Genomic DNA, 16,024 nt, shown 5'->3' on the forward strand with positions numbered 1-16,024 from the left:
ACCAGTTCCAGCAGCTCAGCGTCGTCTACCAGGTCAGCCTTGTTCAGGAAAACCACGATGTACGGAACGCCTACCTGACGGGACAGCAGGATGTGCTCACGGGTTTGTGGCATCGGACCATCAGCGGCCGAGCAAACCAGGATAGCGCCGTCCATCTGGGCAGCACCGGTGATCATGTTCTTCACATAGTCAGCGTGACCTGGGCAGTCAACGTGAGCGTAGTGACGGATCTTCGAGTTGTACTCGACGTGTGCGGTGTTGATGGTGATACCACGAGCTTTTTCTTCTGGCGCGCTGTCGATTTTATCGAAATCAACGATGGCCGAACCGAATACTTCGGAGCAGACGCGAGTCAGAGCTGCAGTCAGAGTGGTTTTACCGTGGTCAACGTGACCGATGGTGCCAACGTTGACGTGCGGTAGGGAACGATCAAATTTTTCTTTAGCCACGACAATTAACTCCTTGCCTAAAGGGCTGAATCAGCCTTGTTTTTTGGTAACAGTTTCGACGATGTGCGACGGAGCTGTATTGTATTTTTTGAATTCCATAGAGTAGCTTGCGCGACCCTGGGACATGGAACGAACGTCGGTCGCATAACCGAACATCTCGCCCAGCGGAACTTCGGCGCGAATCACTTTGCCGGAGACCGTGTCTTCCATACCCAAAATCATGCCGCGACGACGGTTAAGGTCGCCCATCACGTCACCCATATAGTCTTCAGGCGTAACAACCTCTACCGCCATGATCGGCTCAAGCAACTCACCACCGCCCTTCTGGGCCAGTTGCTTGGTCGCCATGGAAGCAGCCACCTTAAACGCCATCTCGTTGGAGTCGACGTCGTGGTAAGAACCATCAAACACGGTAGCCTTCAGGCCGATCAGCGGATAGCCGGCAACAACGCCGTTCTTCATCTGCTCTTCGATACCCTTCTGGATCGCCGGGATGTATTCCTTAGGAACCACACCACCCACGACTTCGTTCACGAATTGCAGACCTTCCTGACCTTCGTCAGCAGGAGCAAAACGAATCCAGCAATGGCCGAACTGACCACGACCGCCGGATTGACGAACGAATTTGCCTTCGATTTCACAGTTCTTCGTGATGCGCTCACGATAGGAAACCTGAGGCTTACCAATGTTGGCTTCGACGTTGAACTCACGGCGCATCCGGTCAACCAGGATGTCCAGGTGCAGCTCGCCCATGCCGGAGATGATCGTTTGACCAGTCTCTTCATCGGTTTTTACGCGGAAAGATGGATCTTCCTGAGCAAGTTTGCCCAGAGCGATACCCATTTTTTCCTGGTCATCCTTGGTCTTAGGCTCTACGGCAACCGAAATAACCGGCTCCGGGAAGTCCATACGAACCAGGATGATTGGCTTGTCAGCGTTGCACAAAGTTTCACCAGTGGTGACGTCCTTCATGCCGATCAAGGCCGCGATGTCACCAGCGCGTACTTCCTTGATTTCTTCACGGGCGTTTGCGTGCATTTGCACCATACGACCCACGCGCTCTTTCTTGCCTTTAACCGAGTTGATCACGCCGTCGCCGGAGGCCAACACGCCCGAGTAAACTCGAACAAAGGTCAAGGTACCCACGAATGGGTCGGTAGCGATCTTGAACGCCAGAGCCGAGAACGGCTCGTTGTCGTCTGCATGACGCTCCAGCTCGATAGTCTCGTCATCCGGGTCAGTACCCTTGATGGCAGGAATTTCGGAAGGAGCAGGCAGGTAGTCGATAACGGCGTCGAGAACCAGGGGAACACCCTTGTTCTTGAAGGAAGAACCGCAAACAGCCAGAACGATCTCACCAGCGATAGTACGCTGACGCAGAGCGGCCTTGATTTCCGCGTTGGTGAGTTCTTCACCTTCGAGGTACTTGTTCATCAGCTCTTCGCTGGCTTCTGCCGCGGCTTCAATCATGTTGCCGCGCCACTCGTTAGCCAGTTCCTGCAGTTCAGCAGGGATAGGCTCGCGACGTGGAACCATACCTTTGTCAGCATCGTTCCAGTAAACAGCTTCCATGGACATCAGATCGATCTGACCCTGGAAGTTGTCTTCGGAACCGATAGCCAACTGGATAGGCACTGGAGTGTGACCCAGACGCTGCTTGATCTGGCCGATCACGCGCAGGAAGTTCGCACCAGCACGGTCCATCTTGTTTACGTAAACAAGACGTGGAACGCCGTACTTGTTGGCTTGACGCCATACGGTTTCCGACTGAGGCTCAACACCCGAGGTGCCGCAGAACACAACAACCGCGCCATCGAGAACACGCAGGGAACGTTCAACTTCAATAGTGAAGTCAACGTGGCCCGGGGTGTCGATGACGTTGAAGCGGTATTGGTCCTTGTGCTGCTTCTCGGAACCCTGCCAGAAGGCGGTAATAGCAGCAGAAGTAATGGTAATACCACGCTCCTGCTCCTGCACCATCCAGTCTGTGGTCGCGGCGCCGTCATGCACCTCGCCCATCTTGTGGCTTTTGCCAGTGTAAAAAAGGACGCGCTCGGTGGTGGTGGTTTTACCAGCATCCACGTGAGCAACGATACCAATGTTACGGTAGCGGTTAATCGGTGTAGTACGAGCCATAAAGCCCTCGCAAAATTAGTGACGCTAAAATTAGAAGCGGTAGTGCGAGAAAGCCTTGTTGGCTTCAGCCATACGGTGCACGTCTTCACGCTTCTTAACTGCAGCACCTTTACCTTCAGCGGCGTCCAACAGTTCGCCAGCCAAACGCAGAGCCATAGACTTCTCGCCGCGCTTGCGGGCGAAGTCTACCAACCAGCGCATTGCCAGAGCGTTACGACGGGACGGACGAACTTCGACCGGAACCTGGTAAGTAGCACCGCCTACACGGCGCGACTTTACTTCGACCAGCGGAGCGATGGCGTCGAGAGCTTTCTCGAAGATTTCCAGGGGATCGCTGTTCTTGCGTTCTTTAACTTTTTCCAGCGCGCCATAAACGATACGTTCGGCAACGGCTTTCTTGCCGCTTTCCATAACGTGGTTCATGAACTTGGCCAGGATCTGGCTGCCGTACTTTGGATCGTCAAGCACTTCGCGCTTGGCTGCTACGCGTCTTCTTGGCATGGATAAGCCCTCAAACGGTCTTCAGGTTCGCTCGGAATCGGTGCCCTTGCGGGACGCCTCCGACCTTACTCTTATCGACTCAGAAAAATAGAAAATCAGTTTTTACAAAAAGCCGCTACTACTTAGGCTTCTTGGTACCGTACTTCGAACGACCCTGGTTACGACCTTTAACGCCGGAAGTATCCAAAGAACCGCGTACGGTGTGGTAACGAACACCTGGCAAGTCTTTTACACGACCGCCGCGGATCAGTACCACGCTGTGCTCTTGCAGGTTGTGGCCTTCACCGCCGATGTACGAGGAAACCTCGAAACCGTTGGTCAGACGCACACGGCATACTTTACGCAGTGCCGAGTTAGGTTTTTTCGGCGTGGTGGTATACACACGGGTGCATACGCCACGACGTTGCGGGCAGTTCTGCAGCGCAGGCACGTCGGATTTCTCGACGATACGCTTACGCGGCTGACGTACCAGCTGGTTGATAGTTGCCATCTACTAGCTCCACTGTTGTCTTGCGACGCTATTGTCTTGCAAGAAAAGCAAAATGGCAGGAACGAATTCCCGCCAAATTTAGGGGTACAAGAGTCTAAAGAGGATCTTGTCCCCAGTCAAGGCAAGGCCCCGACCTCCCCACCCATCGAACCTCGACAAATTGTCTCGATTCGATGAACGGAGCAGCCAGGGCCTTACACTCATTTATCGCAGAACTCAGTTACCGCTAGAGTTCAGCGCTTCGGTCAGTGCAGCTTCCACTTCACTGGCGCTTACGCGCAACGGTTTGTCAGCATCACGGCGACGCTTACGCTCGCTGTGATAAGCCAGACCGGTACCAGCCGGGATCAGACGACCCACGACCACGTTTTCTTTCAGGCCGCGCAGGTAATCGCGCTTGCCGGTTACCGCCGCTTCGGTCAGTACGCGAGTGGTTTCCTGGAAGGAAGCCGCCGAGATGAACGATTCGGTGGACAACGACGCCTTGGTGATACCCAACAGCACGCGAGTGAACTTGGAAACGAATTTCTCGTCGCCAGCCAGACGCTCGTTCTCTACCAGAACGTGAGTCAACTCCATCTGGTCGCCCTTGATGAAAGTCGAGTCGCCGGATTCAGCGATTTCAACCTTACGCAACATCTGACGCAGGATGGTCTCGATGTGCTTGTCGTTGATCTTCACGCCTTGCAGACGATAAACGTCCTGGATCTCGTTCACGATGTACTTGGCCAGCGCACTCACACCCAGCAGACGCAGGATGTCGTGTGGATCGCTCGGGCCGTCGGAGATAACTTCGCCGCGGTTTACCTGTTCGCCTTCGAAGACGTTCAGGTGACGCCACTTAGGAATCAGCTCTTCGTACGGATCGGTACCGTCGTTCGGGGTGATAACCAGACGGCGCTTGCCTTTGGTCTCTTTACCGAACGCGATGGTGCCGCTGACTTCAGCCAGAATCGAGGCTTCTTTCGGACGACGGGCCTCGAACAAGTCGGCAACACGTGGCAGACCACCGGTGATGTCACGGGTCTTCGAAGTCTCTTGCGGGATACGAGCGATAACATCACCGATCGCAATCTTCGCACCGTCCGCTACACCAACCAGGGCGTTAGCAGGCAGGAAGTACTGAGCAATTACGTCGGTACCCGGCAGCAAGAGATCCTTGCCGTTGTCATCAACCATCTTCACAGCAGGACGGATATCTTTACCGGCAGCTGGACGGTCTTTGGCGTCGAGTACTTCAATGTTGGTCATACCGGTCAATTCGTCAGTCTGACGCTTGATCGTGATGCCTTCTTCCATGCCCACGTAGGTCACGGTACCTTTCATTTCGGTAACGATTGGGTGAGTGTGCGGATCCCACTTGGCCACGATTGCGCCAGCGTCGACCTTGTCACCTTCTTTAACCGAAATCACAGCACCGTACGGCAGCTTGTAACGCTCGCGCTCACGACCGAAGTCATCAGCGATTGCCAGCTCACCGGAACGGGACACAGCAACCAGGCAACCATCCACTCGCTCCACGTGCTTCAAATTGTGCAGACGAACGGTACCGCCATTCTTCACCTGGACGCTGTCCGCAGCGGAGGTCCGGCTTGCCGCACCACCGATGTGGAACGTACGCATGGTCAGCTGGGTACCCGGCTCACCGATGGACTGGGCAGCGATAACGCCGACCGCTTCACCGATGTTCACCTGGTGACCACGAGCCAGATCACGGCCGTAGCACTTGGCGCAAATGCCATAGCGGGTTTCGCAGCTGATCGGCGAACGCACGATCACTTCATCGATGCTGTTCAGCTCGATGAACTCAACCCACTTCTCGTCTACCAGCGTGCCGGCAGGAACGATGATTTCTTCGGTACCTGGCTTGAACACGTCACGGGCAATAACACGACCCAATACGCGCTCACCCAGCGGCTCAACAACGTCACCGCCTTCAATGTGCGGAGTCATTACCAGGCCGTGTTCGGTGCCGCAATCGATCTCGGTCACAACCAGATCCTGCGCCACGTCTACCAGACGACGAGTCAGGTAACCGGAGTTCGCAGTTTTCAACGCGGTATCCGCCAAACCTTTACGAGCACCGTGAGTGGAGATGAAGTACTGAAGTACGCTCAAACCTTCACGGAAGTTCGCAGTAATCGGCGTTTCGATGATGGAACCATCCGGCTTGGCCATCAGGCCACGCATACCGGCGAGCTGACGGATCTGCGCAGCAGAACCCCGTGCGCCCGAGTCGGCCATCATGTACATCGAGTTGAAGGACTCTTGGTCGACTTCGACGCCATGGCGGTCGATGACTTTCTCTTTCGAGAGGTTGGCCATCATCGCCTTGGAAACTTCGTCGTTCGCCTTGGACCAAAGGTCGATCACTTTGTTGTACTTCTCGCCCTGGGTTACCAGGCCGGAGGCGTACTGACTTTCGATCTCTTTCACTTCATCAGTAGCAGCATTGATGATGCGGGCTTTTTCATCCGGGATAACGAAGTCGTTAACACCGATGGAAACGCCGGAGATGGTCGAATAAGCAAAACCGGTGTACATCAACTGGTCAGCGAAGATCACGGTCTCTTTCAAACCAACCACGCGGTAGCACTGGTTGATCAGCTTGGAGATCGCCTTTTTCTTCATCGGCTGGTTGACGACGTCGTACGACAGGCCAGGTGGAACAACCTGGAACAACAGCGCACGGCCGACAGTAGTGTCGACGATACGGGTGTTCTTGACGCTGCCACCATCACGATCGTTGACGGTTTCGTTGATCCGCACTTTGACTTTAGCGTGCAGTGCGGCTTCGCCGGCACGGAACACACGGTCAACTTCTTGCAGATCCGCGAACACACGACCTTCGCCCTTGGCGTTGATCGCTTCACGAGTCATGTAGTACAGACCCAATACAACGTCCTGCGAAGGAACGATGATTGGCTCACCGTTGGCTGGCGACAGAATGTTGTTGGTCGACATCATCAACGCACGCGCTTCCAACTGGGCTTCCAGCGTCAGCGGTACGTGCACGGCCATTTGGTCGCCGTCGAAGTCGGCGTTGTACGCAGCACAGACCAGAGGGTGCAGCTGGATAGCCTTACCTTCGATCAGTACCGGTTCAAACGCCTGGATACCCAGACGGTGAAGGGTCGGTGCACGGTTGAGGAGAACCGGGTGTTCGCGAATAACTTCAGCGAGAACGTCCCAAACCTCTGGCAGCTCGCGCTCGACCATCTTCTTGGCAGCTTTGATGGTGGTCGCGAGACCACGCATTTCCAGCTTGCCGAAAATGAACGGCTTGAACAGCTCGAGAGCCATTTTTTTCGGCAGACCGCACTGGTGCAGACGCAGGGTCGGACCTACGGTAATTACCGAACGACCGGAGTAGTCAACACGCTTACCGAGCAAGTTCTGACGGAAACGACCTTGCTTACCCTTGATCATGTCAGCCAGGGATTTCAGAGGACGCTTGTTGGAACCGGTGATAGCGCGACCACGACGACCGTTGTCGAGCAGTGCGTCGACGGCTTCCTGCAACATACGCTTTTCGTTGCGCACGATGATGTCCGGAGCGGACAGATCGAGCAGACGCTTCAAGCGGTTGTTACGGTTGATCACTCGACGATACAGATCGTTGAGGTCGGAAGTCGCGAAGCGACCGCCATCCAGCGGGACCAGTGGACGCAGATCTGGCGGCAGAACCGGCAGAACGGTCAGCACCATCCATTCTGGAAGGTTGCCGGAACCCTGGAAGGCTTCCATCAACTTCAGACGCTTGGACAGCTTCTTGATTTTGGTTTCGGAGTTGGTTTGCGGAATTTCTTCACGCAGACGGCCAATCTCGTGCTCCAGGTCGATAGCGTGCAGCAGTTCACGGACAGCTTCGGCACCCATGCGGGCATCGAAATCGTCGCCGAACTCTTCCAGCGCTTCGAAGTACTGCTCGTCGTTGAGCAGCTGACCTTTTTCAAGGGTGGTCATGCCTGGATCGATAACGACATAGCTCTCGAAGTAGAGAACGCGTTCGATATCACGCAGGGTCATGTCCATCAGCAAACCGATACGCGACGGCAGCGATTTCAGGAACCAGATGTGGGCAACCGGCGAGGCCAGTTCGATGTGCGCCATGCGCTCACGACGAACTTTAGCCAGCGCGACTTCAACGCCGCACTTCTCGCAGATCACACCACGGTGCTTCAAGCGCTTGTACTTACCGCACAGGCACTCGTAATCCTTCACCGGGCCAAAGATCTTGGCGCAGAACAGGCCGTCACGTTCAGGTTTGAACGTACGGTAGTTGATGGTTTCCGGCTTTTTAACTTCACCGAACGACCACGAACGGATCATCTCAGGCGATGCCAATCCAATACGGATGGCGTCGAACTCTTCGACTTGACCCTGGTTTTTCAGCAAATTCAGTAGGTCTTTCAAGGCCTTTCCTCCTGGCGGAGCAGAGAGCGGGCAATCCTGCCCCGCTCTCGATTCGCGTCACGTGTTATTCGGTTTCCAGATCGATATCGATGCCGAGGGAACGAATTTCCTTGATCAACACGTTGAAAGACTCGGGCATGCCCGGCTCCATACGGTGATCGCCATCCACGATGTTTTTGTACATCTTGGTACGGCCGTTCACATCGTCCGACTTCACTGTGAGCATTTCTTGCAGAGTGTAAGCGGCACCGTAAGCTTCCAGTGCCCAGACCTCCATCTCCCCGAAACGCTGACCACCGAACTGCGCCTTACCACCCAGCGGCTGCTGGGTAACCAGGCTGTACGAACCGGTAGAACGAGCGTGCATCTTGTCGTCTACCAAGTGGTTCAGCTTCAGCATGTACATGTAGCCAACAGTAACCGGGCGCTCGAACTTGTTGCCGGTACGGCCGTCGGTCAGCTGCATCTGGCCGCTTTCTGGCAGGTCTGCCAGTTTCAGCATGGCCTTGATTTCGCTTTCCTTGGCGCCGTCGAACACCGGAGTGGCCATTGGAACACCGCCACGCAGGTTCTTCGCCAGATCCAGGATTTCCTGGTCGGAGAAGCTATCCAGATCTTCGTTACGACCGCCGATCTGGTTGTAGATCTCGTCCAGGAAGGTACGAAGCTCAGCCACTTTGCGCTGCTCTTCGATCATCCGATTGATCTTCTCGCCCAGACCTTTGGCCGCGAGGCCGAGGTGGGTTTCAAGGATCTGACCAACGTTCATACGCGAAGGTACGCCCAACGGGTTGAGGACAACGTCGACCGGGGTGCCATTGGCATCGTGCGGCATGTCTTCAACCGGCATGATCACGGAGACCACACCCTTGTTACCGTGACGACCGGCCATCTTGTCGCCCGGCTGGATGCGGCGACGGATTGCCAGGTAAACCTTGACGATTTTCAGCACGCCTGGAGCCAGATCATCGCCCTGCTGCAGTTTGCGCTTTTTGTCTTCGAACTTGTCGTCCAGCAGACGGCGACGATCAACGATGTAGGCCTGAGCCTTCTCGAGCTGCTCGTTCAGAGCATCTTCAGCCATGCGCAGTTTGAACCACTGACCATGCTCAAGACCGTCGAGAACTTCGTCGGTGATGTCCTGACCTTTCTTCAGACCGGCGCCGCCTTCGGCTTTGTGGCCGACCAGAGCGGAACGCAGACGTTCGAAAGTTGCGCCTTCAACGATACGGAACTCTTCGTTCAGATCCTTGCGGATCTCGTCGAGCTGAGTCTTCTCGATCGACAGTGCACGAGCATCACGCTCAACGCCGTCACGGGTGAAGACCTGTACGTCGATGACGGTACCCTTGGTGCCGGTAGGCACGCGCAGGGAGGTGTCTTTAACGTCGCTGGCTTTTTCACCGAAGATCGCACGCAACAGCTTCTCTTCCGGAGTCAGTTGGGTCTCGCCTTTCGGAGTGACCTTACCGACCAGAATGTCGCCTGCGCCAACTTCAGCACCTACGTAAACGATACCGGCTTCGTCAAGTTTGTTCAGTGCAGCTTCACCCACGTTCGGGATGTCTGCAGTGATTTCCTCTGGCCCAAGCTTGGTGTCACGTGCCACACAGGTCAGTTCCTGAATGTGGATCGTGGTGAAGCGATCTTCCTGAACTACACGCTCGGACAGGCAGATGGAGTCTTCGAAGTTGAAGCCGTTCCATGCCATGAACGCGATGCGCATGTTCTGACCCAGAGCCAGTTCACCCATGTCGGTGGACGGGCCGTCAGCCATGATGTCGCTGCGCTGAACCCGATCACCTTTACGCACCAGCGGACGCTGGTTGATGCAGGTGTTCTGGTTGGAGCGGGTGTACTTGGTCAGGTTGTAGATGTCGACACCAGCTTCGCCGGTTTCAACTTCGTCATCAGCAACACGAACCACGATACGGCTGGCGTCGACGGAATCGATAACGCCGCCACGACGAGCAACGACGCAAACGCCGGAGTCACGAGCTACGTTACGCTCCATGCCGGTACCGACCAGCGGCTTGTCAGCGCGCAGGGTTGGTACAGCTTGACGCTGCATGTTCGAACCCATCAACGCACGGTTGGCGTCGTCGTGCTCGAGGAACGGGATCAGCGACGCAGCAACCGAAACTACCTGCTTCGGCGATACGTCCATCAAGGTGACGTCTTCCGGCGCCTTGACGGTGAATTCGTTCAAGTGACGAACAGCTACCAGCTCGTCGATCAGGACTTTCTTGTCGTTCATCGTGGCCGAAGCCTGAGCGATCACGTGATCAGCTTCTTCGATGGCGGACAGGAACACGATCTCGTCGGTGACCAGAGCGTCTTTCACCACACGGTACGGGCTCTCGAGGAAGCCGTACTGGTTGGTGCGCGCATAAGCGGCCAGGGAGTTGATCAGACCGATGTTCGGACCTTCCGGCGTTTCAATCGGGCATACACGACCGTAGTGAGTCGGGTGTACGTCACGCACTTCAAAGCCAGCACGCTCACGAGTCAAACCGCCAGGGCCGAGTGCAGAAACACGACGCTTGTGGGTGATCTCGGACAGCGGGTTGTTCTGGTCCATGAACTGGGACAGCTGGCTGGAACCGAAGAACTCTTTCACCGCCGCAGCCACTGGCTTGGCGTTGATCAGGTCTTGCGGCATCAGGCCTTCGCTTTCAGCCATCGACAGACGCTCTTTGACCGCACGCTCAACACGTACCAGGCCAACGCGGAACTGGTTCTCGGCCATTTCGCCTACGCAGCGAACACGACGGTTACCCAGGTGGTCGATGTCATCGACGATGCCTTTGCCGTTACGGATGTCGACCAGAGTCTTCAGTACCGCGACGATGTCTTCTTTGCACAACACGCCCGAACCTTCGATCTCGGTACGACCGATACGACGGTTGAACTTCATCCGGCCGACCGCAGACAGGTCATAGCGCTCAGGGCTGAAGAACAGGTTGTTGAACAGAGTCTCGGCAGCGTCCTTGGTTGGCGGCTCGCCTGGACGCATCATGCGATAGATCTCGACCAGCGCTTCCAATTGGTTGCTGGTGGAGTCGATCTTCAGTGTGTCGGAGACGAACGGACCGCAGTCGATATCGTTGGTGTACAGAGTTTCGATGCGAACAACCTGAGCCTTGGCGATTTTGGCCAGGATCTCGGTGTTCAGCTCGGTGTTGCACTCTGCCAGGATTTCGCCGGTTGCCGGATGCACGATGGCCTTGGCGGTAGTGCGACCCAGGACGTAGTCCAGAGGCACTTCCAGGGTCTTGAGACCGGCTTTTTCGATCTGGTTGATGTGGCGCGCAGTAATACGACGACCAGCCTCAACGATGACCTTGCCCTTCTCGTCCTGAATATCAAGAACTGCGATTTCACCACGCAGACGCGAAGCAATCAGTTCCAGACTGAGGGTTTCGCCGCTCAGGTGAAAAACGTTGGTGGTGTAGAACGCGTCGAGCACTTCTTCAGTGGTATAGCCGAGCGCGCGCAGCAATACCGATGCAGGCAGCTTGCGACGACGGTCGATACGCACGAACACGCAGTCTTTCGGATCGAACTCGAAGTCCAACCACGAACCGCGGTAAGGAATGATGCGCGCGGAGTACAGCAGTTTGCCGGAGCTGTGCGTCTTGCCACGGTCGTGGTCGAAGAACACGCCCGGGGAACGGTGCAGCTGGGAAACGATTACACGCTCGGTACCGTTGATTACGAAGGTACCGTTCTCAGTCATCAGGGGGATTTCACCCATGTAGACTTCTTGCTCTTTAATGTCCTTGATCGCTTTGTTCGACGACTCTTTGTCGAAAATGATCAGGCGCACTTTTACCCGCAAAGGTACGGCGTAAGTTACACCGCGCAATACGCATTCTTTGACATCAAATGCCGGTTCGCCCAGGCGATAACCGACGTACTCCAGCGCAGCATTGCCGGAGTAGCTGATGATCGGGAAAACGGATTTGAAGGCCGCATGCAGGCCCACGTCGCGGAACTGATCTTTAGTCGCTCCCGCTTGCAAGAATTCACGATACGAATCCAGCTGGATGGCCAGGAGGTACGGCACATCCATGACGTCCGGCAACTTGCTAAAGTCCTTGCGGATACGTTTTTTCTCAGTATATGAGTAAGCCATCAGCGTTCCCCAGCTTGGTCACCTGCTTGTTTGGCCCCTCCCGACGGGAGCAGCCAGAAAATCGTGCAAACCCCATGGTTTGCGCCACCACATCGGGTGGTTACAGCTCGTTATCAGCACCGACCCAGTCGGCTGCCAATAACGGAAAAAGGCCGGTGGCAAGAGCCACCAGCCATCAGCCTTTCGCTTTACGCTCGGGCTGGAGGAGCAAAGTCGATGCTTACTTCAGCTCGACTTTAGCGCCTGCTTCTTCCAGAGTAGCTTTGGCTTTGTCGCCTGCGTCTTTCGACACAGCTTCCAGAACCATGGCAGGAGCGCCGTCAACTACAGCCTTGGCTTCTTTCAGGCCCAGACCGGTCAGTTCACGTACTGCCTTGATCACGTTAACTTTCTTCTCGCCAGCTTCCAGCAGCATGACGTTGAATTCGGTTTGCTCTTCAACAACAGCGGCAGCAGCAGCTGGACCAGCCGATGCAGCAGCAGCGGAAACGCCGAATTTTTCTTCGAAAGCTTTGATCAGCTCAACAACCTGCAGAACCGACATTTCAGCTACGGCGTTGAGGATATCTTCTTGGGAGATAGACATTACTGTATTTCCTGAATTGGGGGACGGCCTACGCGGCCATCGAAATAAACAAAAATACGCGAGAAGAGGTGCTCAGCCTTAGGCTGCGGCAGCTTCTTTTTGCTCGCGAACTGCAGCCAGAATACGAGCCAGCTTGCTGGTAGCGCCTTGAATCACGCTCATCAGCTGCGAAATAGCTTCGTCACGGGTCGGCAGTGTTGCCAGTACGTCGATTTGGTTAGCTGCGAGGAACTTGCCCTCGAACGCAGCTGCCTTGATCTCGAACTTATCCTGACTCTTGGCGAATTCCTTGAACAAACGGGCAGCAGCGCCTGGATGATCCTTGGAGAACGCGATCAGAGTCGGGCCGGTGAACACGTCGTTGAGGACACTGTATTCAGTGTCAGCAACAGCGCGCTTGAGCAGGGTGTTACGTACAACACGTACATAAACGCCAGCTTCACGAGCCTCTTTACGGAGTCCGGTCATCGCGCCTACTGTTACGCCACGGGCATCAGCCACGACAGCGGACAGAGCGACTTTGGCAGCCTCGTTGACTTCAGCGACGATGGCCTTCTTGTCTTCGAGATTAATTGCCACGGGTTTAACTCCTGCTTGTTACCGTTTCATCTGGCCGGAGCCGGATGTCGTTTTGGTGTCTGATTCGGTAAGGAACCGGGAGCACCATCTGCGTAGGCTTGAGGTTTAAGACTTGCGTCGCCTACGGTCTTGGATAGCCCCCGCCAGGCAGGGACCCCAATCTTTCAATTGGCGCGATCACTCGCGCCAACCTGTGTCTTACGCGTCGAGCGAGCTTTGGTCGATGACCAGACCTGGGCCCATAGTGGTGCTCAGGGTAACGCGCTTGACGTAAATGCCTTTCGAGGAAGCTGGCTTGATACGCTTCAGATCAGCGATCAGGGCTTCAACGTTTTCCTTCAGCTTGACGGCGTCGAAGCCGATCTTGCCAACGGAAGTGTGAATGATGCCGTTTTTGTCGGTGCGATAACGAACCTGACCAGCCTTGGCGTTTTTAACCGCGGTAGCTACGTCTGGAGTTACGGTGCCGACTTTAGGGTTAGGCATCAGGCCGCGTGGACCGAGGATCTGACCCAACTGACCAACAACGCGCATTGCATCCGGGGATGCGATAACTACGTCATAGTTCAGGTCGCCGCCTTTCATTTCGGCAGCCAGGTCGTCCATACCTACACGGTCAGCGCCGGCAGCCAGAGCGGCCTCAGCAGCTGGACCCTGGGTGAACACAGCAACGCGAACGGTCTTGCCAGTGCCGTGTGGCAGCACAGTAGCGCTACGAACAACCTGGTCAGATTTACGCGGGTCAACACCCAGGTTAACAGCAACGTCGAACGACTCGCTGAACTTGACAGTCGACAGCTCAGCCAGCAGAGCAGCAGCGTCTACAAAGTTGTAGGCCTTGCCTGCTTCGATTTTGCCGGCGATAGCCTTTTGACGCTTGGTCAACTTAGCCATTACACACCCTCCACGTTAAGGCCCATGCTACGAGCAGAACCGGCGATAGTACGCACGGCTGCGTCCATATCAGCTGCAGTCAGATCCGCGTTTTTGGTTTTCGCGATTTCTTCCAGCTGAGCACGGGTCACGGTGCCAACCTTAACGGTGTTCGGACGAGCGGAACCGCTAGTCAGACCAGCAGCCTTCTTCAGCAGAACCGAAGCAGGGGTGGACTTGGTTTCAAAAGTGAAGCTACGGTCGCTGTAGACAGTGATGATCACTGGAGTCGGCAGACCTGGCTCAAGACCCTGAGTACGGGCGTTGAAGGCCTTGCAGAATTCCATGATGTTCACGCCGTGCTGACCCAGAGCAGGACCAACAGGTGGGCTTGGGTTAGCCTGAGCGGCCTTCACTTGCAGCTTGATGTAAGCGGTAATTTTCTTGGCCATGAGGCACTCCAATTACGGGTTCAAACGCCTCGAAAGGCTCCCCGGTTACTTGCGCGTTTATCCCAGTGACGACAAAACCCCACAGCCTAGGGCTGCGGGGTTGGGATGCTTGCTCAGCTAGACTTTTTCGACCTGGCTGAACTCTAGCTCTACCGGGGTAGAGCGACCGAAAATGAGCACTGCCACTTGGATCCGGCTCTTTTCGTAGTTAACTTCTTCAACCGTGCCGGTAAAATCAGCAAACGGCCCGTCATTGACACGTACAGACTCACCTGGCTCGAACAATGTCTTCGGCTTCGGCTTGTCGCTACCATCAGCAACGCGACGCAGAATTGCTTCTGCCTCTTTATCTGTGATTGGCGCAGGCTTGTCGGCAGTACCGCCAATGAAGCCCATCACCCGAGGTGTATCCTTGACCAAGTGCCAAGTACCCTCGTTCATATCCATCTGTACCAGCACGTAACCTGGGAAGAACTTGCGTTCGCTTTTGCGCTTCTGGCCATTACGCATTTCAACCACTTCTTCAGTGGGAACCAGAATTTCGCCGAAGCCATCTTCCATGCCAGCCAGCTTTACGCGCTCTACCAACGAGCGCATGACATGCTTCTCGTAACCGGAGTAAGCATGCACAACGTACCAACGCTTAGCCACGGGACACCCTTAGCCGACAATCAAGGAAACAAGCCAGCCGAGGAGGGAATCAAGCCCCCACAACAGCAACGCCATAACCAGAACAACAGCCACAACAATCAACGTGGTCTGCGTGGTTTCTTGGCGAGTTGGCCATACGACTTTACGAATCTCGGTGCGAGCTTCCTTAACCAGTACAAAGAAAGACTTGCCCTTGACTGTCTGCAGGCCTACAAAGGCAGCTACAGCAGCAATGACGAGCAGTGCAAGTACGCGGTACAGGATCGGCGAAGCAGAGTAATACTGATTGCCAACAACGCCAACAACCACCAAAGCGACTACTACTAGCCACTTGAGCAGATCGAAGCGAGAGCCTTGAGCTTCAGCTTTAGGAGTCATCTATGAAGATCCTGTGAAAAGAAAGCCAGACACACCAAGTGAATCTGGCAGGTCAGGAGGGAATCGAACCCCCAACCTACGGTTTTGGAGACCGTCGCTCTGCCAATTGAGCTACTGACCTAAAACAAAATCAGGCCGACCATTATGCCGGCCCGAAAAAGACATTACAACAATTTACTCGATGATTTTGGCTACGACACCAGCGCCGACGGTACGACCGCCTTCACGGATAGCGAAACGCAGACCATCTTCCATCGCGATGGTTTTGATCAGGGTAACAGTCATTTGAATGTTATCGCCTGGCATTACCATTTCAACGCCTTCTGGCAATTCGCAGTTACCGGTCACGTCAGTAGTACGGAAGTAGAACTGTGG

At 55.2% G+C, this 16,024-nt stretch carries 13 protein-coding genes and 1 tRNA gene; all 14 read right to left on the reverse strand.

Annotation, left to right across the window (positions count from 1 at the left end; all coding sequences use genetic code 11):
- Window positions 1-449, reverse strand: a 449-nt coding sequence (locus AC07N8_RS29035) for a GTP-binding protein (protein WP_493147145.1), incomplete at its 3' end; no start/stop codon positions are given.
- Between the two features lie 30 nt (window positions 450-479).
- Window positions 480-2,585 (reverse strand): elongation factor G, encoded by a 2,106-nt coding sequence (gene fusA / locus AC07N8_RS29040; protein WP_483843513.1) that lies wholly within the window; start codon window positions 2,583-2,585, stop codon window positions 480-482.
- A 30-nt stretch (window positions 2,586-2,615) separates the two neighbouring features.
- Window positions 2,616-3,086: a 30S ribosomal protein S7 gene (rpsG, locus tag AC07N8_RS29045; RefSeq protein ID WP_002555493.1), complete on the reverse strand. Its 471-nt coding sequence runs from the start codon at window positions 3,084-3,086 to the stop codon at window positions 2,616-2,618.
- Window positions 3,087-3,204: 118 nt separating this feature from the next.
- Window positions 3,205-3,576, reverse strand: a complete 372-nt coding sequence (rpsL, locus tag AC07N8_RS29050) for a 30S ribosomal protein S12 (protein ID WP_002555494.1) — start codon at window positions 3,574-3,576, stop codon at window positions 3,205-3,207.
- Window positions 3,577-3,792: 216 nt separating this feature from the next.
- Window positions 3,793-7,992, reverse strand: a complete 4,200-nt coding sequence (gene rpoC, locus AC07N8_RS29055; RefSeq protein ID WP_008145492.1) for a DNA-directed RNA polymerase subunit beta' — start codon at window positions 7,990-7,992, stop codon at window positions 3,793-3,795.
- Between the two features lie 64 nt (window positions 7,993-8,056).
- A complete protein-coding gene (gene rpoB, locus AC07N8_RS29060) occupies window positions 8,057-12,130 on the reverse strand; it encodes a DNA-directed RNA polymerase subunit beta (protein ID WP_007946139.1) in 4,074 nt (1,357 codons plus the stop codon).
- Between the two features lie 220 nt (window positions 12,131-12,350).
- Complete coding sequence (gene rplL, locus AC07N8_RS29065; RefSeq protein ID WP_007946140.1) at window positions 12,351-12,716, reverse strand: 50S ribosomal protein L7/L12; 366 nt, start codon at window positions 12,714-12,716, stop codon at window positions 12,351-12,353.
- Window positions 12,717-12,794: 78 nt separating this feature from the next.
- Entirely contained in the window at window positions 12,795-13,295 is a 501-nt protein-coding gene (gene rplJ, locus AC07N8_RS29070; RefSeq protein ID WP_007946141.1) for a 50S ribosomal protein L10, read from the reverse strand.
- Between the two features lie 198 nt (window positions 13,296-13,493).
- Window positions 13,494-14,189, reverse strand: coding sequence for a 50S ribosomal protein L1 (gene rplA / locus AC07N8_RS29075; RefSeq protein WP_003186095.1), 696 nt, complete (start codon window positions 14,187-14,189; stop codon window positions 13,494-13,496).
- Window positions 14,189-14,620: a 50S ribosomal protein L11 gene (gene rplK, locus AC07N8_RS29080; RefSeq protein ID WP_003176435.1), complete on the reverse strand. Its 432-nt coding sequence runs from the start codon at window positions 14,618-14,620 to the stop codon at window positions 14,189-14,191. Before rplK ends, rplA begins: the two co-directional genes overlap by 1 nt.
- Window positions 14,621-14,737: 117 nt before the next feature.
- Window positions 14,738-15,271, reverse strand: coding sequence for a transcription termination/antitermination protein NusG (gene nusG / locus AC07N8_RS29085; protein WP_007896622.1), 534 nt, complete (start codon window positions 15,269-15,271; stop codon window positions 14,738-14,740).
- Between the two features lie 9 nt (window positions 15,272-15,280).
- A complete protein-coding gene (secE, locus tag AC07N8_RS29090) occupies window positions 15,281-15,649 on the reverse strand; it encodes a preprotein translocase subunit SecE (RefSeq protein WP_007896620.1) in 369 nt (122 codons plus the stop codon).
- A gap of 45 nt (window positions 15,650-15,694) precedes the next feature.
- Window positions 15,695-15,770, reverse strand: a tRNA-Trp gene (locus AC07N8_RS29095).
- 53 nt (window positions 15,771-15,823) lie between these two features.
- A partial coding sequence (locus AC07N8_RS29100) for an EF-Tu C-terminal domain-related protein (protein WP_493147148.1) occupies window positions 15,824-16,024 on the reverse strand: 201 nt, incomplete at its 5' end.

The organism is Pseudomonas sp. GW821-FHT10C09 (genome assembly GCF_059415465.1).